This window comes from Arthrobacter sp. fls2-241-R2A-200, from assembly GCF_030209745.1.
Classification (GTDB): domain Bacteria; phylum Actinomycetota; class Actinomycetes; order Actinomycetales; family Micrococcaceae; genus Arthrobacter.
The window spans coordinates 304,981-327,367 of the sequence record NZ_JARVRJ010000009.1 but is presented as its reverse complement, the minus strand read 5'-3'; the positions used below and the strand labels follow the sequence as shown (position 1 = coordinate 327,367).

Here is a 22,387-nt window from a genome sequence, read left to right as displayed (position 1 = left end):
ACCCTGCCGACCGGGATCGAACGCGCGCAGCTCGTCGCTGGTCGCGTCTGTAATACCGGACAGCACCCTGCTAAAAGCCATTCCTGCCGCTTGGTAAAGGGGCTTTAGTAGAAGCAGGAGATCTTTCCACCGCATACTTTCCAAAGACGAAGGAGTCACCATGGCACCCGCCGATTTCACTACTGGTGCTCGACCGGTTAAGGCCGCCCGGGGTACTGAACTTACCGCCAAGTCGTGGCAGACCGAGGCGCCGTTGCGCATGCTGATGAACAACCTGGATCCGGAGGTCGCTGAGCGTCCGGACGACTTGGTGGTTTATGGCGGCACGGGCCGCGCGGTCCGTTCCTGGGCCGCCTTTGATGCGATTACCAGGACGTTGGAGTCGATGGAGAAGGATGAGACCCTGCTGGTGCAGTCGGGTAAGCCGGTGGGTGTTTTCCGTACTCATGAGTGGGCTCCGCGGGTGTTGTTGGCGAACTCGAACCTGGTGGGGGATTGGGCGACGTGGCCTGAGTTCCGCCGGCTCGAGGCTGAGGGTTTGATGATGTACGGGCAGATGACGGCCGGGTCGTGGATTTACATCGGCACGCAGGGCATCCTGCAGGGCACGTACGAAACGTTCGCCGCGGTCGGGAACAAGCTGGCTGCTGACGGTCGCCACCCGGCCCCCGCTCTCGAGGGTTCCTCTGCTGCTGGTTCGTCGGAGGGGCCGTTGGCGGGGACGCTGACGTTGACCGGTGGTTGTGGTGGGATGGGCGGCGCCCAGCCGTTGGCTGTCACCCTGAACGACGGCGCGTGCCTGATTGTCGACGTCGACGAAACCCGCCTGCGCCGCCGCGTCGGCAAGCGCTACCTGGACGAGGTCGAAACGGACCTGGACACCGCGATCGCGAAGGTCAATAAGGCCAAGGAAGAGCGCCGTGGCTGGTCCGTTGGCTACGTGGGCAACGCCGCTGAGGTGTTCCCGGAGCTGCTGCGCCGTCACAAGGCCGGAGAACTGACCATTGATGTGGTCACGGACCAGACGTCCGCGCATGATCCGCTGTCCTACCTGCCGGTGGGCATCAGCGTGGAGGAGTGGCACACCGAGGCCGCGGCGGATCCGGAGGGGTTCACGAAGAAGGCGCAGGCGTCGATGGCGGCTCAGGTCCAGGCGATGGTGGAGTTCCAGGATGCCGGGGCTGAGGTGTTTGATTACGGGAACTCGATCCGTGATGAGGCCCGTAAGGGCGGGTATGACCGGGCGTTTGAGTTCCCCGGCTTCGTCCCGGCGTACATCCGCCCGTTGTTCTGCGAGGGCCTGGGTCCGTTCCGCTGGGTTGCCCTGTCCGGGGACCCGGAGGACATCGCGGTGACGGACAAGGCCATCAAGGAACTCTTCCCGGAGAACACCCACTTGCATAAGTGGTTGGATGCTGCGGCGGACCGGGTGGAGTTCGAGGGGTTGCCGGCGCGTATTTGCTGGCTCGGGTACGGTGAGCGGGCCAAGGCCGGGTTGTTGTTCAACCAGTTGGTGAAGGAGGGCAAGGTCAAGGCCCCGATCGTGATCGGCCGTGACCACCTGGATTCGGGGTCGGTGGCGTCCCCGTACCGGGAGACCGAGTCCATGGCTGATGGTTCGGACGCGATTGCTGACTGGCCGTTGTTGAACGCGATGCTGAACACGTCCTCGGGTGCTACCTGGGTGTCGATCCATCACGGCGGCGGGGTCGGTATTGGCCGGTCCCTGCACGCGGGGCAGGTTTCCGTCGCGGACGGCACGGACCTGGCCGCGGAGAAACTCGAACGGCTCCTGACCAACGACCCCGGTATGGGCGTCATCCGCCACGTCGACGCCGGCTACGACCGAGCCCTCGAGGTCGCCAACGAACGCGGCGTCCGCATCCCCATGAACGAAGCCCCGGAAAGCAAGTAAGAACATGACCATTACCTCGAACGAACAACTTACCGTCACCCTCGGATCTTCCGGCGTGACCCCGGAAGACGTCGTCGCCGTCGCCCGCCATGACGCTAAGGTGACCATTTCCCAGGATGCCCTGGACACGGTTGCGAAGGTCCGTGCCCACATCGACAGCCTCGCCACCAGCGACGTTCCCGCGTACGGCATCTCCACGGGCTTCGGCGCGTTGGCCAACCGACACATCCCCAATGACCTCCGCACGCAGCTGCAGAAGTCGCTGATCCGCAGCCACGCTGCGGGCATGGGGCCGGCCGTGGAACGGGAAGTGGTGCGCGGCATCATGTTCCTCCGTGCCAAGACCCTGGCATCGGGCCGCACAGGAGTCCGTCCTGTGGTCTTGCAGACCATGGTGGACGTCCTCAACGCCGGCATCACGCCGCTGGTCCGCGAGTTCGGTTCGCTGGGCTGCTCCGGCGACCTCGCTCCGCTCTCGCACTGTGCTTTGGTGCTCATGGGCGAAGGCGAGGCAATGGGTCCCGACGGCGAAGTGTACGGAACGCCCGGAAACAAGAGCGTCGCTGAGCTGCTCGCGCAGCACGGCATCGAGCCGGTAACCCTGGCCGAAAAGGAGGGCCTGGCACTAGTCAACGGCACCGAGGGCATGCTTGGCATGTTGCTGATGGCCATCGCCGACATCCGCATGTTGCTCGCGACGGCGGACGTCACCGCGGCGCTCAGCGTCGAGGCCCTGCTGGGCACGGACCAGGTGTTCCTCCCTGAGCTGCACGCAGCCCTGCGTCCCCACCCGGGCCAGGCTGCCAGCGCGGACAACATGCTCCGTGTCCTGTCCAACTCTGCGATCGTTGCATCCCACCGAATCAACGACACCAAAGTCCAGGATGCCTACTCGCTGCGTTGCGCGCCGCAGGTTGCCGGTGCTGTCCGTGACACCGTGGACCACGCCGCGCTGGTCGCATCCCGCGAACTGGCCGCAGCCATCGACAACCCGGTGGTCCTTCCCGACGGCCGCGTTTCGTCTAACGGCAACTTCCACGGCGCACCTGTGGCGTACGTCCTGGACTTCCTGGCCATCGCCGTCGCTGACCTCAGCTCCATCGCTGAACGACGCACTGACCGCATGCTGGATCCGGCTCGCTCCCATGGCCTTCCGGCATTCCTGGCTGCCGATCCCGGCGTCGACTCCGGCCTGATGATCGCCCAGTACACCCAGGCCGGCCTCGTCTCGGACAACAAGCGATTGGCCGTTCCGGCCTCGGTGGACTCCATTCCGAGCTCCGCGATGCAGGAAGACCATGTGTCCATGGGCTGGCACGCCGCCCGGAAGCTGCGCAAGGCTGTGGAAAACCTCCGCCGAGTGCTCGCCGTCGAGCTCGTCACCAGCGCCCGCGCCATCGACATGCGCACGCAAATGTCCGACGGCGAACTCACCCCGGGACCTGCCGGCGCGGCGGTGCTTGAGGTGCTTCGTGAAGTGGTCCAGGGACCGGGAACCGATCGGTTCCTGTCGCCCGAACTCGAAGCGGCTGACCGCTTGGTAGGCTCCGGCGCGGTCCGCGCGGCCGCCGAATCCGCCGTCGGGATTCTGGCCTAGCGCCGAATAAAGCGCTCATTCGATGGGCAAAACCGCCACGCCCCGGAAATTGTTCGCAACGCAATCTCCGGGGCGCGGTGCGTGTAGTAAAACTAGTGTCATAACTCACATTCAAGCGAACATCCACAAAGGGGTAGAAGTTCAATGAAGGCACGCGGAGCAGTCCTGTCCAAGCGAAGCGCTCACTCAGCCATGGTTTCCGATTGGAAGACGCTGAAAGTGGGCGAACGCGTGGAAGTGCTCAAGCACGCCCACGTCATCGCCACCGGGCAGGTCGAGGAGATCTCCACTAGTGGAAACGTGGTGTGGCTGGAGCGCCTCGGGCAGGGCGTTACCGAAGAGGGCAAGGAACTGTTCATGAAGTCCGACGGCGTTTCGCTTCGCCGGGCATAAATACAGTACGTGGAGGTGCCTGTTTAACAGCAGGTGTCTGCTTAAAAAAGAAGCCGGGGCTCATGTGAGCCCCGGCTTCTTTTTTGCTGCTAGGCAGCGAGTGCTTCGTGGATCTGGCCGAAGGGAACGGATTCGTCCAGGGCCACGGTGTAGGTGCCGGGCTCGTGCCGGGTCACCATGATTCCGCAGTCGGCGTCAACCGCTGCGTTGTTGATCAAAGCTTCCACGGCGCGTTCTAGTCCGTCGTGGATTTCATCTGCCTTGGAAAAGGACAGTCGTATTTCGCGTTCTGCAATGATTGCAGGGGTCATTGGGGGGGCCTCCTCTTGGATGTCGCATGCGAGGGCGACCCATCAATTATAGGGGGCGGAGCTGGTATTACCGTCCAGGAATGGTAACCGCGCCGGAGTGTGACCGCGATTTTGACCGCACCAGCTTGGCCACTCCCGCGCCGATCAGGAGCGTGAGGATGGCGGCCGCGGCGTGCGTATACAGCATCAAGTCACCAGCGTGGGCCGCCGGATGTGAATTCGCGCCAGAGGTCACGTCCGTGGGGATCTGCTGTGGGCCGTGTGAGTGAGTGAGGAGTCCACCGCCTGGAAAGGATCCCCCCAAGGTGTCGAAGCCAAAGAACAGCAGCTGCTGTGCAAGGCCGGAGATCAGTAGCAGCAGTATGGGTCCGTGAATCCACCGACCAACAAGTTCTGCTGCCAACGCGCACAGTGCCGTCAATGCAAGCAGCACGGGCACGGACGGGGCGCTTCCACCTGAGAGGAGGTGGGCTACCAAGCCCAAAGCGACCGCTACCGGTCCCGCTACCCAGCTCCACTTCTCCTGCACAGCACTCGGACCCATCGCCATCCTCTCCTCCACACAGGCTATGCGGAAGAGGGAGGGGATGAACAGGGTCGTGCGCCGCCGCTAGGCGAGGAGGCTGTTTACCAGCCGCGCGGCGACCTTCGCGGTCCGGGAGTCAATGTCAAACTCCGGGTTCAACTCGGCAACGTCCACATGGAGCAGCTTCCCGCTCGCGGCAACTTGGCGGCAGACGGAACTGATCACCGGCAGGGGCACTCCGTACGCAGCCGGCGCGCTGACGCCGGGCGCCACCGAGGCAGGCAAGACGTCGAGGTCGATCGTCAAGTAAAGCACGTCGATGCCGGCCAAAAAGTCCGCGACGAATACTTCCACCGCTTCGCGTGAGCACTGTTCGTCGAGGATGTATTTCACGTCCAACCGGTCTGCGGTGTCGAAAAGCGTCCGGGTGTTGTTGGGTTCGGAAATTCCGACGACGGCGTAGTTCAGTTTTCGTCCGGCCTCGGCCTCCGCCGTGGCCATCTGCAGGAACGGCGTACCCGAGCTTGGAGTTGCCTCATCCCGCAGGTCAAAGTGGGCATCCAGGTTCAGCACACCTAGCCGCTTCCCCTGAACGGATTCGGATCCGGCCACACCAAGGTAGCTGGCGAACGCTGTTTCATGCCCGCCGCCCAAAACCACGGTGAGGTTTCCGGCGTCGAGCAGCTTCGAAATGGCCTGCCCGGCACGTTCCTGGCCCGCTTCGAGCGCATCGCCCTCAACCACCACATCGCCGGCGTCGAACACGTCACGGTCCAGGTGATAGGCCAACGGGCCCAGCGCCGAGCGGATAGCTGCAGGCGCCGCAGCGGCGCCCACGCGGCCCTTGTTCCGAAGGACCCCGGCATCACTGCAAAAACCCAGCACGACGGCGGGCCGGGCAGCTGCCTCGGCCGCTGCCTGGGTGTGGGGCGCCATGGCCTGCCACCAGCGGCGGTGCTCGGCGCCGTCGCCGTCGAAACGGCCGGTCCAAGGGTTGGGGCTGATGTCTACAGTGAGGCTCTGGCTGCTTGTTGGTCCCATGCTTCAAGCACACCCGAAGGAGTGGATGAAAACCAGCACTTCGGCGTCGGGAGTGTCTGGGTCTCCGGACTCGGGCCTTGCCCTTACTTGACCCCGAACATCTCCTCGATGGTGCCGATGCCAAAGAACAACACGAACGCCGCTGCCACAACCCACATGAGCGGGTGCACCTCACGAGCGCGGCCCTGGAATGCGCGGATCAGCACGTAGGAGATAAAGCCTGCACCCAAGCCGTTCGCGATCGAGTACGTGAACGGCATAAGGGCGATGGTCAGGAAGGCGGGGATGCCGAGGCCCCAGTCCTGCCAGTCGATCTTGCCCACTTGCGAAACCATCATGAAACCCACCACTACCAGTGCCGGCGCTACGGCTTCGAATGGAACCAGGTTGATCAGTGGCGTGAAGAACATGGCCACCAGGAACAGGAGACCTGTGACGATCGAGGCGAGGCCGGTTCGGGCGCCTTCCCCGATGCCGGCGCCGGATTCAACGAAGATCTGGTTCGAGGACACGGAGGAGCCACCACCGATGATGGCGCCGAGGGCGTCCACCTGAAGGACACGGTCAACGTTGGGGATGTTGCCGTGTTCATCCACGGTGCCTGCCTCGTTGGCCAAGCCCACCATGGTGCCCATGGCGTCGAAGAAGATGCTGAGCAGGATCACGAAAGCCAGCAGGGCAGCGGCGATGAAGCCGAGGTGTTGGAAGGCGCCTACAGGGTTGGCTTTGCCGATCAGGGACAGATCGGGGGCGCCCCATTGCGAGATGGTGGGGGCTACCAGCGACCAGCCGCGGGGGTTGACGTTTTTCCCATCAAAGCTGGGGCCGATGTGAAGCGTGAATTCGAGGATGGCCGCAAGCACGGTGGACACCACGATGCCGATCAGGATCGCACCGCGGACCTTGCGGACAACCAGGGCGATGGTCAGGATCAGCCCGACGACGAACACCAGTGTGGGCCAGCCGAGCAACTTGTCATCAACGCCCAGCCCCAGGGGAACCGTGGTGTGGGCGGCGTCGGGGATCCGGCGGACAAAGCCAGCATTCACGAGCCCGATCAAGGCAATGAAGAAGCCGATGCCCACCACGATCGCGGTCTTTAGGGCATCGGGAACTGCCTTGAACACAGCCGTCCGGAAACCGGTCAGGACCAGGATCAGCATGGTCAGGCCGGAGAGGAGCACCAAACCCATCATGTCCGGCCAGGTAAGGCCCGGGTGCGTGGCAACCGTGACCGCTACAAAGGCGTTAACGCCCAAGCCGGTGGCCAAGGCAAATGGGTGTTTGGCCCAGGCGCCCATGAGGATTGTCAGGATGCCTGCAACGAAGGCAGTGGTCGCCGCAACAGCAGCCGACCCCAAGGTACCCCCGCCGGAATCGGCGCCCGAAAGGATGAGAGGGTTCAAAACCACGATGTAGCTCATGGCGAAGAACGTCGCGAACCCGCCCCGGATTTCCCGCGAGTACGTGGATCCGCGTTCGGTGATCTTGAAGTAGCGGTCAAGGGCAGAACCTTGTTTCAGCATGAAGGTCTCCGGGGTTCGGGGGGAGTGTGCTATCAAATCCTATGCCCCGCGGAGCGGGTGCCTGTGACCATTCGCCTACTCTGTAAGGAAGCCAACACTAGGAGAAACCGCCCCAAATGCGCACAACCCGCACGCTTCTGGCCGCCGTCGTCGCAGCTCTTGCCTTCGCGGGCGCTTTGCTGTTTTCAGCAGCGCCTGCCTCCGCGCATGATGTCGCTGAGTCAACGGCACCCGCGAACGGTGCCACCGTGGCAGAGGTTCCGGCGTCGGTTTCGATCACGTTCAACAACCCGCCGCTGGCCATCGGATCCGGCGTCACGGTTAGCGAGGGCGGGCAGAACTGGGCGGACGGCGCCGTCGAAATAATCGACAACCAAGCCGTGCAAAAGTTGCGTTCCGGTGCCCCGGCGGGCAAATACACGGTTGTATGGCGCGTGGTCAGCTCCGACTCGCATCCCATTGAAGGCACCTTCAGCTTCACGGCAACCGCTGGAAGTACGACGTCGGCAAGCGGCGCTGCGGTGCCGTCCGCCTTGGCGGCGGTCCCGACTGCGGGCGAAGCGGCTCCCGGCAGCAGCAGTGCGCCTCGGGCGGGCGAGGGCGTGGGTGCCCAGGACTCGTCCGAGCCGTTTCCTTGGAGCATAGTGGGCCTGGCTGTGGTCGCAGTTGGCATAGTGGCGTACCTGGCAGTGACTGCGCGCCGCAAACTGGCAGTCCCGGACGAGGCAGACGGCGACGACAAGCCTGAGTAGGGAAGCCTGAGCAGGAAGCCTGTCCGTTACAGAAATGTGACTTTGCCGGAAGGATCCCGTACGGTTGTAACTGTGCCTGTTCCACGTAGCGGGCACTTCCGGACTGATTGCCTAGCTCTGCCGCAGTCCCGGAATCCGTTCGCAGACAAACCACGGCAGAGACGGGGAACCCAATTTAGGTCGCTTTCGAGCGTGCCTTGGGGTGAAGCCACGAGGCTTCCGCTGCACAGCGGGGGATCGTGGCCGGGTGACTCCCATCCGAATCCGACAGCTAACCTCGCAGGCATCGGGAGAGGCTCTTTCATGTCTTCACGCATTCTTCGCGGCCGTCGTAAGGCGGACACCGTACGTCCTAATCCTTTTATTTCCATCTCCAAGGCCGTTGCCAGCAACGCGTCCGGCGCTGGTCGCCAGGCCGCCGTGATCGCCGCGGCGTCGGGCTTGGTCTTGACCGGCACCGTAGCGGCACACGCTGCCGAGCCGCCCGTTCAGCGGGATTCCAGCCCCGCCACCGTAGCGGAACACGTCACCGGGGCGCCTAACCAGGTCGTCACCGCTGCAGCTACGGCAACCGTCAACTTCGAGCGTCCCACTGTTGCCTCCGAGGCAGCCCCGGTCGTCGAAAAGCCGGCCCCCGTCGTCGAAGCTCCCGCCGCTCAGGCCCCGGTCGCCAAGAAGGCAGCCGCCGCAGCTATTGCTCCAGCACCCGTTGCCGTCAAGGCCACTGCAGCCGCACCGGCTGCAGCGCCTGTAGCTCCTGCGGCCGCCGCGCCAGCCAGCGGTGTAAACGCCGCCATGGTCGCCTCGGCATACGCGCAGATCGGCATCATGCAGGATTGCACTGCCATGGTGGAAAGGGCCCTTGGCTCGGCTGGCATCCCTGTTGGGGACCTCGCGCCCCTGCAGTTCCTGAACTACGGCAAGGTAGTCAGCTCACCGTTGCCGGGCGACATGATCGTCCAGTCCGGTCACGTTGCCATTTACATCGGCAACGGTCAGGCCATCAGCGGTGGCATCAACGGCAACCAGACCGGCATCCACCCTGTTAGCTGGATGACCGCCGTCGGGCCTGTCACGTACGTGCGCGCGGGCGCATAAGCTTCAGGCTGCAGCTTTAGGCAGCAAACCAAAGGCCGGCATGGTCGAGGACTAGCGTCTTTCGACCGTGCCGGCCTTTGGTGTTCGCAGTTGTGCGATTAAGTGTCAGGCGATGGCCATACGGGAGCCAGTGGAAACGGATCCGCCAGGCAAAGCGACCTTTGACGAAATCGCCTGCCCCACGGCCTTGGCTTGCCGGAGCACCTCCTTGGGGCTCGGTGCGATGAGTTCACCGACGCCCACGAGGTGCATTCCCAGGGCACGCATGGCCGTGGCAAAGTTCTGGCCCAGGGCGATCCCCAGTTCGGACAGCATGCGACGCAGTTGGCTTTGTGCGCAGCGCGTCACCACTATGTGATCCGCCAACAGAATGCCGTCCGCTGTATGGACAGCCCATTGGCGCGGGGCGGCTTCCATGGGGCCTGAGAGCTCCAACGCCCCGTTGGCAGCAGCCCCCGTGAAGCTTTTGGACAGCCCGTAACCGAGTTGCGCGGATGGTTCACGCCCAAGGAAATCAAGGCGGAGTGCACGCGTGGCATTGCGCACATCTATGTGGTGGTTGGCGGCGTAGTTGCGCAAGTGCCGGAGGATCTCGTGGCGTTCTTGGATGGTTCCAGGGTCACCCGCGTCGCATCGCTGAAGCATTCCCGTGTTGACGTTCTGTCCGGAAGCGGACAAGGCGCCGAAGCCGTCTAGAACAATGGAACCGACTCCGTGGCGGCTAAGCTCACTGGCCACTGCCAAGCCGGAGAGGCCGGCTCCAATGACCACGGTGGTGGTACGTTCCATGCCGGAATCAGGCGTCAGTGACACTGCGTGGTTCCTCCTTGACATCGGTGCTGTTCGGGCTGCGCGTGGGCCCAGCCGGAAATCCCAAGCGGCCGCAGCTAATGGCCGAGGTGTGTGGTGAAACACATTGCCCGTCCATTCAGTGACTCGAACACTACCGAACTTTTTCGGCCAAGGATAGCTTTCAAGCACGCGTTTTTCGGCGTCCTGGCGGACCGCAATAACGGGGTCCAAGAACTGAGCCCGGACCGTTACCCACATAGCCCAAAGTCGCCTTGATTAGGCCCTGTGGACCGAGAATAGTGGGCATTGGCGGAAGAGATTCCTTGAGATCTTTCGCCCCGGTTGTTGACACCAGTGCCTGCGGGAAGCCGTAGGAAGAAACCTCTGGCAGAATAGCCGGAACATCAAGCAGTAGGTGGAGAGGCGGGCCCCCATGGACCAGCACGGCAGGCACATCAATGAGCCGAATGACCGCGAGGACCAGGCAGTGGCGCCTGGTGGCATCGTGGTCGGAGTTGACGGATCCGAGCATGGAAAGTGCGCCTTGGTTTGGGCAGCGAGGGACGCCGAACGCCGCCAGCTGCCCCTGCACATCGTCACGGCATATTCGGTACCTATTTTTGCTGCGTCAGGGCTCGACGGCGGTTATGCGACCGTAGACGATTCGGTGATCCGCGAGGGCGCGGAGGCCATCATTGCCCAAGCCATGGACAAAGTCTCCAGTTATGCCATCGACGTTGACGCCTCTGTGGAAAACGGCGACGCCGCGGGCGTGCTGCTGGATCTTTCGGCGGACGCCGCACTTCTTGTTTTTGGAAGCAGGGGGCGGGGCGGTTTTGTGGGTCGGCTGCTGGGATCGGTAAGCAGCGCGCTGCCGGCCCACGCCAAGTGCCCCACCGTAACAGTTCCGCTGTACTGCGCGGACCGCCTAGGTGAAAACACCGAGGATAAACACATCAAAGCCCAGCACGCAAAGTCCGGTCCGCGGACCGTGGAGAACGTGGTGGTGGTAGGTGTTGACGGCTCGGAGCAAGCCCGGGTGGCAGTACTTGATGCGGCGGAACAAGCCATGCGGATAGGCGCCAAGCTCCGGGTTATCTGCGCTGTGCCGCAGTACAGCGGCTCACTTGCTTGGGTGCCTGCACCCATGGACAGGGACGCTTTGTTCGCGGACATCAAGGTCCAGCTTGAGGCGGGCGTGGCCTGGCTCAAGAGCCACTTCCCTGCATTGACTGTAGAAGCGGAACTCAGGGACGGTTCACCGGTGGAGGTCCTTGTTGAGGCCAGCAGCGGGGTGGAGCTTGTTGTCCTGGGTACTCGCGGACGGGGTGGGTTCGCCGGAATGCTGTTGGGCTCCACCTCGGATGGCGTCCTTCACCATGCCAAGGGGCCCGTGTTGGTTGTCCCGGACAGGGAAGACCCTCGGCTGGCTGACCGGCCCCAGTTCGGGCCGATGCTCGGGGCAGCCTAGGTAGGTCCAGGCCGGGAGTGCCAGGTCCAGACCGGGAGTGCTAGGTCCCGGCTAAGCGTGCTGGTGTGACTCGTGCTCGGAGTGGCTGACGGGCTCCAACTGGAACGTGCAGTGCTCTGTGTCGAAATGCCGGCCCAGGCAGGTCCCCAGCTGATCGAGGATGCTGTCGGCCCCGCTGGCGTTAAGCACTTGGTCCTCCACCACCACGTGGGCCGAGAAGACCGGAACCCCTGAGGTGATGGTCCAAATGTGGATGTCGTGGGCCTCCACTACTCCGTCGACGGCGATGATGTGTTCCCTGATCATGTTCACATCAACTCCCTTGGGCGTTGCCTCAAGGAGTACGTCAACCACGTCTCGTAGCAGGTGCCAGGCCCGGGGGATGATCATGAGGGAAATGAGGACCGACGCAATCGGGTCTGCTGCCGTAAAGCCGGTGGTCATGATCACAACGGCAGCCACAATCACGGCAATTGAACCAAGGAGGTCGCCAACGACCTCCAGGTAGGCACCGCGGACGTTCAGGCTTTCTTTCTGCGCGCCTTGCAAAATCAGGAGTGAGCAGAGATTGGCGACGGCGCCCAGGACTGCTGCCCACAACATGACGTCGGTACGGATGTCCGGCGTCTCACCAAAACGACGCAGGGCTTCAATCATGATCACTACAGCGATGACAATGAGGATCAGTGCGTTGGCCAAGGCCGCCAGGACCTCTGCCCGTTGGTAGCCATAGGTCCGTTGATCGCTCGCTGGCCGGGTGGCAATCCACGCTGCCATCAGCGCGATGAAAACCCCTGCCGCGTCTGAGAGCATGTGGCCGGCGTCAGCGAGCAAGGCCAGTGACCCTGACACCACGGCGCCGAGCACCTGGATTCCCACCACCGCTAAGGTGATGGCCAGTACTGCGATCAGCCGTTTCCGGTGCCTACCGGTTGCTGTGAGTCCGTGGGAATGATTGTGGTCGTGCGCCATGCTTATAAGGCTAGCCCCAGCCGAGGTCATGGAGCCTGTGGTCATCAATTCCGAAGTGATGCGCAATCTCGTGCATAACGGTGACGACCACCTCGTGGATGACTTGCTCACGGCTGGTACACATGTCCAGGATGGGTTGCCGGAAAATGGTAATCCGGTCCGGCAACGAACCTGTCTCCCACCACGAATCGCGCTCGGTCAGCGGGACGCCCTCATAAAGCCCAAGCAATACGGTGTCCGGATCCTCGCCTGGCTGGGGTGTGTAGACGTCCTCGATGAAAATGGCCACGTTGTCCATCGCGTTGGCGGCCTTGGGCGGAATCCGGTGCAAGGCATCAGTAACGGCCGCCTCAAAATCTTCGGCCGACATCCCGAAGGGAGCCTTCCGCAGCGGCGAGGAGGGAAAACCGCCGTCGGGAATGTTTGGAAGGCCGGGCGGGAGGTTCGCGGGCATATTACGACTGTAGCCCGTGGGCAGGGCCCTGGGCTGTGGCGTCATGGGCGATACTAAATCTAAGCCCTCGCCAACGAACAGGATCTGCATGTCTGCCTCGCCCCATCTAACGCCCGAGCCACTCGCCGTCGTCGTGGTGGGGGAGGCGCTGATCGATATCGTGAAGTCCCCTGAAGGTGACATCGAGTACCCCGGCGGTTCTCCGGCCAACGTCGCTTACGGACTGGGCCGACTGGATGTCAAAGCAGGGCTGCTGACGGCGATTGGCCGTGACGAACGGGGCGCCGCGATCGCCTCACACCTGGAGGGCGCCGGCGTTGTGCTGTTGCCCGGGTCCAAGTCTCTGGAGAAAACGGCGACGGCGACGGCCCGGATTGCTGCCGACGGTTCGGCCACATACACGTTCGAGATCGATTGGGCCTTGCCGCCCGTTGCCCTGCCCTACGCTCCGCGGATCCTCCACACCGGCTCCATTGCAACGTTCCTGGAGCCCGGGGCCGGGGTTGTGCGGGGTTTGCTGGAGCAGGCGCAGGGCGCGTCGATGGTGACCTACGATCCAAACATCCGTCCCGATCTTCTGGGGAGCCATCAGGAGGCGTTGTCCCTTTTCGAGGAGATGGTGCCACTGACCGACGTCGTCAGGATGAGCGGTTCGGATGCCCGGTGGCTTTACCCGGGCAAGGATCTGGAGGATACTGCGAGGCATCTCCTGGCCCTTGGCACCGGGCTGGCTGTCATCACGCAAGGCGCCAAGGGTTCGCTCATGGCGACCAAGCACATACAGCTCACTGTTCCGGCTGTGCCCTCCGCCGTGGCAGACACCATCGGCGCCGGTGATTCGTACACCTCCGCGCTGATCATGGGCCTCTTGTTGCGGGGCAGCGACGGGATGGCACCCACGGTCCTGGAGCGGATCGGGACCATCGCATCGATGGCATCGTCCATCACCGTGGGCAGGCCCGGCGCCAACCCGCCGACGCACCGGGAGCTTCTGGCAGGAATGGCCCGCTAGGACCTTCGGCGCGTCAATCCGACGCCGATCAAACACACTGCGCCGCCAACCCAACCCCAGATGGTCGGCACCTCTTGAAGCACCGCCCACGAGATCAAAATGGTGGTGCCCGGAACCAGGTACGTTGTTGCCGCGAGCCGCCCGGCGGAGATCAAGGAAAGTGCGTACGCCCACGTGGTGAAGGCAATGGCTGTAGGGAAGATGCCGAGGTACACGAGGCCAAGTGTGGCCGGGAGTGGGGCCGCTTGCACTTCGGTAATGAGCTGACCGGCCCACGGCAGGCAGCAAACGGCTCCCACCAGGATGCCGAACCAGGTCGCCTGGCCGGCGGTGAATTTCCGGAGTACAGGCTTTTGCAGGATCGCGCTCACTGAGGCGAGGACAGCGGCAAGCAAGCACAAGAGCACACCGGCGACATCCGCCGTCGAGCGTTGTCCCGAACCCAAAGCGATCATCGCGACGCCGCAGAACGCAACCCCGCTGCCGATCAGCAGCCACCGCGGAAAGCCCTCCTTGAGGAAGATGCCCGCAAGGATTGCGATGAGGATGGGTGAAACGTTGATCAGCATGGCGCTGGTGCCGGCGTCGAGCATGTGCTCGGCGGCGTTGAGGGCCACGTTGTAGCCCCCGAACCACATCACGCCGTAGGCAATGATCGGGAGCCACTCCCGGCCGCGCGGCCACACTTTGAGGGTCGGCAGCACAACAATTCCAAGTGCGACGGCGGCAACTGCCAGACGTCCCAGCGACAAGGAACCGGGGGAGAAGCTCGGGCCCACGGCCCGGATTCCGACGAAAGCCGAGGCCCAGAGGAGCACGGTGATGACGACGGCGGCGATGCCACGCCTGCTGATGCCCGCTGTCAGCGCTGGGGTGGTGCGCGGCGGCAGGCCGGGATTGGGTTGGCCGGATCCGGCCGGGGTGGTGGTTGTCATAGGGATAATCTAATCGCGGTTCGGGAGAGTCGCTGGCGGGTTTCGACCCGTCACGAAGTCCCGCTGAGGCGGTCGCTTCACGGCACAGAGTCTCGATTTGGGAATATCGCTCTTCATGCTCTAAAGTTTTAGAGTCCAGTTCGGACGAGCAAGAACCGGGAAAGACCGCGGAAGCGGGCTTTTTCTTTGCTCATTTACGAATTGAGTTCAGGCCCCCATCGTCTAGCGGCCTAGGACACCGCCCTTTCACGGCGGCGGCACGGGTTCGAATCCCGTTGGGGGTACGCAAGGCAAGTGGTAAACCGGGTCATGAAAGTCTGGTAAGCTAGAAGCCTTGAAAAAAACGCGGTAGCGATATCGCACAGCAAGGCCCTGTAGCGCAGTTGGTTAGCGCGCCGCCCTGTCACGGCGGAGGTCGCGGGTTCAAGTCCCGTCAGGGTCGCTCTGGGATACGGAAGAAATTCCGGGTCTCAAGGTGACATGTCACCTAGGCTCTGTAGCTCAGTTGGTAGAGCGTTCGACTGAAAATCGAAAGGTCACCGGATCGACGCCGGTCGGAGCCACCACTGGGAAGCATCAGTTCATTCGAACTGGTGCTTTTCTTCTTTAACACTTCATGCTGGTCCGGGACCCCGCGGCCGGAACACCCTGACGTCAAACCGGCACGGCATATTCGAAGCGTTGCAGGGTTTGCATAAAGCTGCGCGCCACAGCACCGCGGCCGTGCGCGCCCGCGGTGAAAAACTCTTCTGCGACTGAACGAGCCCCGTCCTGCCCATCGGCATGCCCGCACCGTTGGCTGTCACTGTTTGTTCTCACCGGGTTGCTCCGGGGCAGCCCCAGGAGTTGGGGTTTTGTTGGCAGGTGTCGGCGACGAGTGTTTTTTGGGTTTTCCAGACGTGGATGGTGGTGGGTGGTGTGGTGATGTCGAGGGTTCCGTTGATGGGTAGTGGGGGTCCGTTGTTGACGGTGTAGGTTCCGGTGAAGGTGGTGGTGAGAGTGGTTTGGTAGTTGCCGGTTTGGGTGTAGGTGTGGCTGGTGCGCGTGTTGGTGGTAAGCCATTGGGTTTGGGGGAGGGGCTGGCCGGGAGTGGGTGTTGGTCCGAGGGTGGTCCCGTCGCCGTAGGTGTAGGTGTAGCTGGTGGGGGTGGCGGTGAGGTGGACGTTCTGGCCGAGGATGGTGAGGTTGAAGGTCTGTTCGCCGGTGGTGGTGGTGTAGAAGTTGGTGGGTCCGCCTTTGAGGGTGTTGGGGGCGGGCTGGGTTTGGAGTGTTCCGGGGTTGACGGGTAGTTGCCGGAAGTCGGTGAGGATGCGGGCTGCGATGTTGGCCAGGACGTTTTCCGGTTGGGGGTCGTAGAGGCACGTGGGTCCACTGACCGCCGGGAAGTCGGTCCATACGGGGTTGGTGATCGACTTCGGAGCTTGCCGCCAGATGACGGGGGTGCCTTCTTGGCCGCCGCGTGTTTTTGGCGGGCAGTCCAGGGTGAGGCAGCCTTTGTCCGGAGTGTCCGACCCGCCTGAGCGACAGTGGACATCGGCCATGTACTGATTCGGATCCTCGGTGGTGGAGTCAGGGCCCGCCTCGAGTTTTGGAATGATGTTGCCCGTAGCGGGATCCCTCGTCCACTGTGTTCCGGTGAGATGTAAGCCATTATCGACGTAGCCGACGTCTATGTTTCGATCATCAGCATTAGCGCTCCCACCCTGGAGGGCCAACAATAGGCAAGCTGCCGCTGCCAGGGATATCGCGGATCTCATGAGTTGGCGCATGTCAGCGGATCAAGCCCAGGTCGGCAAGGACCCATCGTTGACCGTTGTACTTCAATTCAGCTCGACTCGCGGAGTTCGTTGCTGCCGTTGGTTTCTGGTAGACGGACCCGTTAGGCACCCGGATCTCGATAGGTTCCTGAATAACCTGAACCACAGCGATTTGCGTGGATGCCGTCGGGACGAAGTTGGCCTCAATCGTAGCTGCGCTAATGGCGGCGCCGGCGATCCATCGCCCGTCCTGCCAACTGGCTTCAATCCCCTTTCGAAGAGACGCGCATAACGCGCATGTCGGTTCACTAAGAGAAGCAAGTTGTTCGGTCGAACCCGTCTCATAGCTATAACCCAGTTGCGAATACCAGTACCGTATGAACGCCTCCAGCCCGGCCTTCGAGTTCTCCTTCGCCAGCTCCGGCATCACTGGGACGGGAACGTTCTGGGCCTTCCCCTTCGCATCTGCAGGCTTGTACTCCGCAGCCGTCGAGGGTCCCGCAGGTGCCGGGGAAGCCGATCCAGACACGGTGGTCGCCGTCGTCGTCGAGGGTGTTGTCAGTGGGGTGCTGGGTGTCGACGGACCCTCGCAGCCTGACAGGAACAAAACCAGAAGCAGGCCCAGCGTCACCTGCCCGCGAAACGTCCTAGAGAAAGCGAATGAACGTAGTGGCATGACAGGCTCCCCAGCGGCTGTTTGATTGCGTGCTGCGAGTCTAGGCTGGCCCCGCAAGCACGTCCCAACTACTCAGTGGGGGATGTGGATAACTTTCGGCCACACAGTGTCGGACCTAGACGCTAGGGTGGTACTGACGAGAAGGGGAGTGCTCCATGGAAGACCAGAATGTGCAGCTCGAGCCCGTACCCGGCGGCGAGACCACCGGAACCGGACGCACCATCATCTCCGAGGCGGCCGTGGCCAAAGTCGCGGGTATTGCCGCCCGCGCAATTCCCGGCGTGTACTCCTTGGGCTCCGGTCCGTCCCGGGCACTCGGTGCCATCCGCGATGCCGTGGGTAGTTCGGACCACTCCGCAGGCGTCCGTGCGGAGGTCGGCGAGACGCAGGTGGCAGTGGACATCACGTTGGTCGCCACGTACGGCCATCCCCTCCACGGTGTAGCAAACCAAGTCCGAGCCGCCGTATACAGGGCCGTCGAGGAACTCGTGGGTCTCCAGGTGATCGAGGTCAACATCGAGATCACCGATGTTTTCGTGGCCCCGCCGCCCAAGCCCGTGGGCGCCAAGACAGTGGTAGTTGAAAGGGAGGTCCTGCAATGAGCATGACGGTAGTCGGCATAGGCATCGGTGCTTTCGTGGCGTTCATGTCCCTCTCTTTTGGGCTCTGGGGTTTCCTCGTTTCGCTCCTTTTCATGGCAATTGGTGCGCTGTTTGGCCGTGCGGCAGATGGAAAGCTCGATCTCCGAAGCGTCCTTGACGCCATTACGGGCCGGCGCTCTTCGTCATGAAGGTGGCTGAGGCTGTGGACTCCACCACCAGCCTGGCCGGCCATAACCGGATCAGTACCCAGGCTTTGACATCGTTGGCCAAGGCCGCTGCCGCCGAGGCCTTAGGCGTAACTGCCAGCGCCATCCGCGCCGATTGGGCGGACGACGGCGGCTTGCTGGCTTTGTCCATCGTGGCACCCATCAGTATTCCGGCCCTGATCGACGTCCAACGACATCCACACGCCGTGGACAGCTTAGGCGGCTCCATCTGGGACCGCGCCGTGGCAGCGAAGGCGGTGATCTTGAACCGTGTATCCCTCCTAAGTGGCTCGCAGCTTAGCCGCGTGGATATCAGGATCAGCGGTGCAGAGGTCAGGGAAGGAGGTCGCGTTCAATGACACAGGATCAGGCAACAGAGCCTTTGAAGGTGGTGCAGGAGTCCGGTGCCAGCCCAGTGGCCGATGAAGACCCCGCGATGAGGCATATCCTGCGCCGCGAGATGCATTCTTCCAGGGCTGCCGCGGCAGGAATAGCAGCCGCGTTGGTCATGATTGTTTGCGCGTATGTACTGCTTGAGGCAGGCGTCCGGGCGATTGGCCAGCCACCCTGGCTGATCGACTTCGGCACCGCCGCGGAGCGGATTATCGCCCTTCCAGACGGGATCTCGCCGTTGCTGCTGGGGGCCGGCGGAGCGGTTGTTGCCATGGTGGGGGTTTTCTTCCTGCTTCAAGCCCTCTTGCCTGGCCGGCGGGCGCGGCACCTGCTCCGGGACCGGCGTGCCGCCGTCGTAGTTGACGACGAGGTCTTGGCTTCGGCGCTCGCCCGTCGTGCCCGGACCGCAGCAAACGTTACCCGCGAACAAGTGATGGTAGTGGTCTCGCGGCAGCTCGTCGTCGTTAATGTGCGGCCCACCTCCGGTAGCGCGGTGAGCGAGGAAACGGTGCTGGCGGCCGTCCGTGCCGAACTTGAAGAGATGTCTCCGGTGCCCATGCCGGATGTCCGGGTCAATTTGGCCACGTCGGGGGTAATTGGCGCATGAACGGTACACCGCGTGCACTGAATCGGGTTCTTCTCTTTATTATTGGCGCCGTATTCCTGGCTATCGGGGTGCTGCTGGTTTTGCTGGCTTCCGTCCCTTCCGTCGCGTCCTGGTGGCACGGTTGGTCGGCCGGTGTATGGGGATCGGCGGAGGGTGCCTTCGAGCAGACACGCCTGCCCGGCCGTCAGGAGAGCTGGCTGTGGATAGTCGCTGCCCTGGTGGTAATCGCGATCATCGTTGCCATGATTGCCTGGCTCTCGCAGCAAGGTAAAGGCAAGGCAAACTTCCTCGTGTCGGGGGAGGACGACGGCGACGTCGAAGGCTTAGTCACCATCGGTGGGGGCGTCGCTGAGCAGGCGCTAAGGGCTGCCCTCGCTGACCGACCGGATCTGGCGGGGGCATCGGTAGCCACGTACGAGTTCAAGGGCCAGCCGGGGCTACGGGTCCGCATCCAGCCGAGGCAGGGGGTGGCGCCCCACCTCTTGGCCACCGAAGTTTCGCAACTTCTGGAAGCGTTGGATCTTGTGATCGGAAAGAAAACCCCGGTGCTGCTACACATAGTCTCGGGTGCACGTGCCAAGTTCACGCGAGCCGAGCGGGTTCGCTGACCGTTCTCAGGACACCAAGGTAGTGGCGGCAGCGTCCATATGTTCGTGGATGGTCTTCCGGGCCAGTGATGCGTCGCCGGTTTCGATCGCAGCGACGATTTCTCGGTGCCGGTTCACGCTCATGTTTTTGACGCCCTTTTCCAGGCCACCGAACATGATGGACATGCGGATCGACCCTTCCAAGGACTCCCACGAGTGCAGGAGCGTCTCGTTTCCAGTGAGACGGCAAAGAGTGCGGTGGAATTCCATGTCGGACTCCACTCGCTCCTCCAAGGACGCGTCCTGAGCCGCCTTCATCACGTCGATCGTCTGATGCAGGGATTGAATCAGCTGCGCACGGTCCGGGATTTCGCACAGGGTTCTGGCAGCCAGTGATTCCAAGGCGGCCCTCACCGCGAAAATGTCCCGGATCTCCTTTTCGTCCAGATGCCGGACGGAAAGCCGTCCACGCGGCCCTGCCGAAAGCAGTCCCTCCTGCTCAAGCTGGCGCAGGGCTTCCCGCAGGGTTCCCCGGCTGATTTGAAGCATCTCTGACAGTTCGGTTTCCACGAGATGGCGCCCCGGCTCAAGTTCACCGCTGGTGATCGCGGTTCGTAGAGCTGACAGTGCTTGTTCACGCAGGCTCTTCTTTTCCAGTCCGAGTAGCGGCGCGGTCAGTCCAGCCATGGCTTCTGTCCTCACTGTCATAAGTCAACTGTTTACAGTCGGTAGTGGTTCCGATCCTACGGCAAAAAGCACGGCAGTGGCCTTGGGCCAATGCCGTGCTTCCTGAGTCGAGTGCCTAGTTCGAATCGAGGGCCTAGCCCAGTTCGGCGAGAACCTTAGCCACGATACGGTCGACGGCCAAGCCGTAGCGGTCATGCAAAGTGGGCAGGGCCCCGGCGTCGAGGAATTGATCCGGCAGTGCAATAGGCACCACGCGCTTGCCCACACCTGCGGTGACGACGGCGGACGCCACGGTTTCGAACAGGCCGCCGACCACGGAGTGGTTTTCGAGGGTCACGCTCAGTCGATCCGTATTAATCTCCTTGAGGACGGTTTCGGCGTCGAACGGCTTGATCGTGGGAGTGTGCACAACGGCAACGTCCACGTTGTGCGCTGCCAGAGCCTTCGCCGCTTGCAGCGCCCGCATGGTCATGAGCCCCGAGGAAATGAACACGACGTCGTTACCGCCGCGCAAAACCTTGGCCTTGCCGAGCTCGAAGGTGTAGTCGTATTCATCCAAGACGGTGGGTACGTTGCCGCGCAGCAGGCGCAGGTAGGTGGGCCCGTCTGAGGCGGCGAGCTGCGGCACGGCCTGCTCGATGTCCACAGAGTCGCAAGGGTCAACGATGGTCAGGTTGGGCATGCCGCGGAAGATCGCCATGTCCTCGGTGGCCTGGTGGCTGGGGCCGTAGCCGGTGGTCAGTCCGGGCAGACCGCCAACGATGTTCACGTTGAGATTCGGCTCTGCCGCATCCAGGCAGAGAAAATCGTAGGCGCGACGGGCAGCGAACACTGAGTAAGTGGACGCGAAGGGGATTAGGCCGCTCTCGGCCAAACCGGCGGCTGCGCCGAAGAGCAACTGCTCGGCCATGCCCATCTGGAAGAACCGTTCCGGGAAGGCTTTGGCGAAGATGTCCATGTCCGTGTACTTGCCAAGGTCCGCGGTCAGGCCAACGATCTTGTCGTTCTCCTGTGCGGCCTTGACCAGGGCGTGCCCGAACGGTGCATTTGACGTTTTCTGGCCCGGGTCGGCGAACGATGCAATCATGGCCGATGTCTTCAGTTTCGGCTTGGCGGCTGTCGCTGCGGCCGCCGTCGTGTCCGGGGCCTCGGTGGTGGAGCTCATGCTGACGCCTTTCCTTGGTAGCCGGCAGTGAGCTGTTCACGGCAGATCTGCCATTCGTTTTCTTCGATGCGCATAAAGTGCGCCTTTTCCCGGTTTTCCAGCAGCGGTACGCCGCGGCCCACCTTGGTATCGCACAGGATCACGGACGGGCGTCCGACGGCGGCAGCCTGGGAAGTTGCTTTGCCGAAGGCAGCCAGCAGCGCGCCGACGTCGTTACCATCCACTCGCTGGGTGTACCAGCCGAACGACTCCCACTTCTCCGTGACGGGCTCTGTGCGCAATACGGTGTCCGTCTTGCCGTCGGCCTGCAATGCGTTGATGTCCACCATGGCGGTGAGATTGCCCAGCTGATGATGGTGCGCACCCATGGCGGCCTCCCATGTGGAGCCCTCGTCGAGCTCGCCGTCGGAGAGGAAGTTGAACACCCGGGCCTTGGAGCCTTGGTAACGCAGTCCCAGAGCCATGCCGACGGCGATGGTCAAGCCATGGCCCAGGGAGCCGCCGGAGATTTCCATGCCCGGGGTGTACGTGGACATGCCCGACATCGGGAGCCGGGAATCGTCCGACCCGTACGTTTCCAGTTCCTGGACGGGGATGATGCCGGCCTCGGCCAGTGCCGCATAGTGGCCGATAGCGTAGTGGCCGGTGGAGAGCAGGAACCGGTCGCGTGATTCCCAGTGCGGATCCTCCGCGCGGAACCGGAGCTGGTCTCCATATACGGTGGCGAGCATGTCGGCTGCGCCCAACGCCTGTCCAACATAGCCCTGCCCTTGGACCTCGCCCATGTTCAGGGCATGGTGCCGGATCCGGTAGGCCGCTGCCGATACTCGCTCAACACGTTGTGCCGAGGTTTCACCGGCGTCGGGGTTGGTTTCTTGCGTTTGTGCTTCCTTGGTGAGAACCACGAGTCTC

26 protein-coding genes, 3 tRNA genes and 1 riboswitch are annotated in these 22,387 nt (G+C 62.9%); of the genes, 16 read left to right on the top strand and 13 right to left on the bottom strand.

What is annotated here, in order from left to right; translation table 11 throughout:
• Window positions 1–160: 160 nt before the first annotated feature.
• From hutU to QRN42_RS11545, 3 genes are all read left to right on the top strand, one after another.
• The gene (hutU, locus tag QRN42_RS11555) at window positions 161–1,915 is read left to right on the top strand and encodes a urocanate hydratase (RefSeq protein ID WP_284979298.1); all 1,755 of its coding nucleotides are present in this window, start codon (window positions 161–163) and stop codon (window positions 1,913–1,915) included.
• 4 nt (window positions 1,916–1,919) lie between these two features.
• Window positions 1,920–3,512: a histidine ammonia-lyase gene (hutH, locus tag QRN42_RS11550; RefSeq protein WP_284979297.1), complete on the top strand. Its 1,593-nt coding sequence runs from the start codon at window positions 1,920–1,922 to the stop codon at window positions 3,510–3,512.
• A 144-nt stretch (window positions 3,513–3,656) separates the two neighbouring features.
• Entirely contained in the window at window positions 3,657–3,905 is a 249-nt protein-coding gene (locus QRN42_RS11545) for a hypothetical protein (protein WP_284975836.1), read from the top strand.
• Between the two features lie 89 nt (window positions 3,906–3,994).
• On the opposite strand, the gene QRN42_RS11540 is transcribed toward QRN42_RS11545, so the two are convergent.
• The 4 genes from QRN42_RS11540 to QRN42_RS11525 form a co-directional block, all read right to left on the bottom strand.
• Entirely contained in the window at window positions 3,995–4,216 is a 222-nt protein-coding gene (locus QRN42_RS11540) for a hypothetical protein (RefSeq protein WP_284979296.1), read from the bottom strand.
• A 67-nt stretch (window positions 4,217–4,283) separates the two neighbouring features.
• Window positions 4,284–4,760, bottom strand: a complete 477-nt coding sequence (locus tag QRN42_RS11535; RefSeq protein ID WP_284979295.1) for a hypothetical protein — start codon at window positions 4,758–4,760, stop codon at window positions 4,284–4,286.
• 66 nt (window positions 4,761–4,826) lie between these two features.
• Window positions 4,827–5,783, bottom strand: coding sequence for a formimidoylglutamase (gene hutG / locus QRN42_RS11530; RefSeq protein ID WP_284979294.1), 957 nt, complete (start codon window positions 5,781–5,783; stop codon window positions 4,827–4,829).
• 83 nt (window positions 5,784–5,866) lie between these two features.
• On the bottom strand, window positions 5,867–7,309 hold the full coding sequence (locus QRN42_RS11525; protein ID WP_284975832.1) for an NCS2 family permease: 1,443 nt from the start codon (window positions 7,307–7,309) through the stop codon (window positions 5,867–5,869).
• A gap of 116 nt (window positions 7,310–7,425) precedes the next feature.
• On the opposite strand from QRN42_RS11525, the gene QRN42_RS11520 reads away from it, so the two are divergent.
• The gene (locus tag QRN42_RS11520) at window positions 7,426–8,061 is read left to right on the top strand and encodes a copper resistance CopC family protein (RefSeq protein ID WP_284979293.1); all 636 of its coding nucleotides are present in this window, start codon (window positions 7,426–7,428) and stop codon (window positions 8,059–8,061) included.
• Window positions 8,062–8,177: 116 nt separating this feature from the next.
• Window positions 8,178–8,361: riboswitch (cyclic di-AMP (ydaO/yuaA leader) on the top strand.
• A 3-nt stretch (window positions 8,362–8,364) separates the two neighbouring features.
• Entirely contained in the window at window positions 8,365–9,159 is a 795-nt protein-coding gene (locus tag QRN42_RS11515; RefSeq protein ID WP_284979292.1) for a C40 family peptidase, read from the top strand.
• Between the two features lie 105 nt (window positions 9,160–9,264).
• On the opposite strand, the gene QRN42_RS11510 is transcribed toward QRN42_RS11515, so the two are convergent.
• On the bottom strand, window positions 9,265–9,966 hold the full coding sequence (locus QRN42_RS11510; RefSeq protein ID WP_284975907.1) for an NAD(P)/FAD-dependent oxidoreductase: 702 nt from the start codon (window positions 9,964–9,966) through the stop codon (window positions 9,265–9,267).
• 418 nt (window positions 9,967–10,384) lie between these two features.
• Here QRN42_RS11510 and QRN42_RS11505 point away from each other — a divergent pair, with 418 nt between their 5' ends.
• Window positions 10,385–11,422, top strand: a complete 1,038-nt coding sequence (locus QRN42_RS11505; protein WP_284979291.1) for a universal stress protein — start codon at window positions 10,385–10,387, stop codon at window positions 11,420–11,422.
• 51 nt (window positions 11,423–11,473) lie between these two features.
• Here QRN42_RS11505 and QRN42_RS11500 read toward each other — a convergent pair whose 3' ends face one another.
• A complete protein-coding gene (locus tag QRN42_RS11500; RefSeq protein ID WP_284975828.1) occupies window positions 11,474–12,394 on the bottom strand; it encodes a cation diffusion facilitator family transporter in 921 nt (306 codons plus the stop codon).
• Window positions 12,395–12,404: 10 nt separating this feature from the next.
• The gene (locus QRN42_RS11495) at window positions 12,405–12,848 is read right to left on the bottom strand and encodes a metallopeptidase family protein (protein WP_284979290.1); all 444 of its coding nucleotides are present in this window, start codon (window positions 12,846–12,848) and stop codon (window positions 12,405–12,407) included.
• Between the two features lie 88 nt (window positions 12,849–12,936).
• Here QRN42_RS11495 and QRN42_RS11490 point away from each other — a divergent pair, with 88 nt between their 5' ends.
• Entirely contained in the window at window positions 12,937–13,860 is a 924-nt protein-coding gene (locus QRN42_RS11490) for a carbohydrate kinase family protein (RefSeq protein ID WP_284979289.1), read from the top strand.
• Here QRN42_RS11490 and QRN42_RS11485 read toward each other — a convergent pair.
• Window positions 13,857–14,795: a DMT family transporter gene (locus QRN42_RS11485; protein ID WP_284975825.1), complete on the bottom strand. Its 939-nt coding sequence runs from the start codon at window positions 14,793–14,795 to the stop codon at window positions 13,857–13,859. The two genes, QRN42_RS11490 and QRN42_RS11485, sit on opposite strands and share 4 nt — an antisense overlap.
• A gap of 211 nt (window positions 14,796–15,006) precedes the next feature.
• Between QRN42_RS11485 and QRN42_RS11480 the strand changes: the two genes are divergently transcribed.
• From QRN42_RS11480 to QRN42_RS11470, 3 genes are all read left to right on the top strand, one after another.
• Window positions 15,007–15,079, top strand: a tRNA-Glu gene (locus tag QRN42_RS11480).
• 84 nt (window positions 15,080–15,163) lie between these two features.
• Window positions 15,164–15,237: transfer RNA gene (locus QRN42_RS11475), tRNA-Asp, on the top strand.
• A 48-nt stretch (window positions 15,238–15,285) separates the two neighbouring features.
• Window positions 15,286–15,361: transfer RNA gene (locus tag QRN42_RS11470), tRNA-Phe, on the top strand.
• Window positions 15,362–15,610: 249 nt separating this feature from the next.
• Here the strand turns inward: QRN42_RS11470 and QRN42_RS11465 are convergent.
• Window positions 15,611–16,552, bottom strand: a complete 942-nt coding sequence (locus QRN42_RS11465; RefSeq protein WP_284979288.1) for a hypothetical protein — start codon at window positions 16,550–16,552, stop codon at window positions 15,611–15,613.
• Window positions 16,553–16,565: 13 nt separating this feature from the next.
• Entirely contained in the window at window positions 16,566–16,979 is a 414-nt protein-coding gene (locus QRN42_RS18010) for a DUF6318 family protein (RefSeq protein ID WP_350224876.1), read from the bottom strand.
• Here QRN42_RS18010 and QRN42_RS11460 point away from each other — a divergent pair.
• The 6 genes from QRN42_RS11460 (at window position 16,930) to QRN42_RS11435 (ending at window position 19,644) form a co-directional block, all read left to right on the top strand.
• A complete protein-coding gene (locus QRN42_RS11460; RefSeq protein WP_284979287.1) occupies window positions 16,930–17,253 on the top strand; it encodes a hypothetical protein in 324 nt (107 codons plus the stop codon). The two genes, QRN42_RS18010 and QRN42_RS11460, sit on opposite strands and share 50 nt — an antisense overlap.
• Window positions 17,254–17,383: 130 nt before the next feature.
• Window positions 17,384–17,830, top strand: a complete 447-nt coding sequence (locus QRN42_RS11455; protein ID WP_284979286.1) for an Asp23/Gls24 family envelope stress response protein — start codon at window positions 17,384–17,386, stop codon at window positions 17,828–17,830.
• Entirely contained in the window at window positions 17,827–18,018 is a 192-nt protein-coding gene (locus tag QRN42_RS11450) for a DUF2273 domain-containing protein (RefSeq protein WP_284975822.1), read from the top strand. Before QRN42_RS11455 ends, QRN42_RS11450 begins: the two co-directional genes overlap by 4 nt.
• Window positions 18,015–18,395 (top strand): hypothetical protein, encoded by a 381-nt coding sequence (locus QRN42_RS11445; protein ID WP_284979285.1) that lies wholly within the window; start codon window positions 18,015–18,017, stop codon window positions 18,393–18,395. Before QRN42_RS11450 ends, QRN42_RS11445 begins: the two co-directional genes overlap by 4 nt.
• The gene (locus tag QRN42_RS11440) at window positions 18,392–19,036 is read left to right on the top strand and encodes a DUF6286 domain-containing protein (RefSeq protein ID WP_284979284.1); all 645 of its coding nucleotides are present in this window, start codon (window positions 18,392–18,394) and stop codon (window positions 19,034–19,036) included. Before QRN42_RS11445 ends, QRN42_RS11440 begins: the two co-directional genes overlap by 4 nt.
• Window positions 19,033–19,644: a hypothetical protein gene (locus QRN42_RS11435; protein WP_284979283.1), complete on the top strand. Its 612-nt coding sequence runs from the start codon at window positions 19,033–19,035 to the stop codon at window positions 19,642–19,644. The genes QRN42_RS11440 and QRN42_RS11435 overlap by 4 nt, the downstream gene beginning before the upstream one ends.
• A 6-nt stretch (window positions 19,645–19,650) precedes the next feature.
• Here the strand turns inward: QRN42_RS11435 and QRN42_RS11430 are convergent, their stop codons facing one another.
• From QRN42_RS11430 to QRN42_RS11420, 3 genes are all read right to left on the bottom strand, one after another.
• Window positions 19,651–20,310, bottom strand: coding sequence for a GntR family transcriptional regulator (locus QRN42_RS11430; protein ID WP_284979282.1), 660 nt, complete (start codon window positions 20,308–20,310; stop codon window positions 19,651–19,653).
• Window positions 20,311–20,443: 133 nt separating this feature from the next.
• Window positions 20,444–21,475, bottom strand: a complete 1,032-nt coding sequence (locus QRN42_RS11425) for a transketolase family protein (RefSeq protein ID WP_284979281.1) — start codon at window positions 21,473–21,475, stop codon at window positions 20,444–20,446.
• Window positions 21,472–22,380 carry a transketolase gene (locus QRN42_RS11420; protein ID WP_502869493.1) on the bottom strand — a complete coding sequence of 303 codons (909 nt, stop codon included), beginning with the start codon at window positions 22,378–22,380 and terminating at the stop codon, window positions 21,472–21,474. Before QRN42_RS11420 ends, QRN42_RS11425 begins: the two co-directional genes overlap by 4 nt.
• Between the last annotated feature and the right edge of the window lie 7 nt (window positions 22,381–22,387).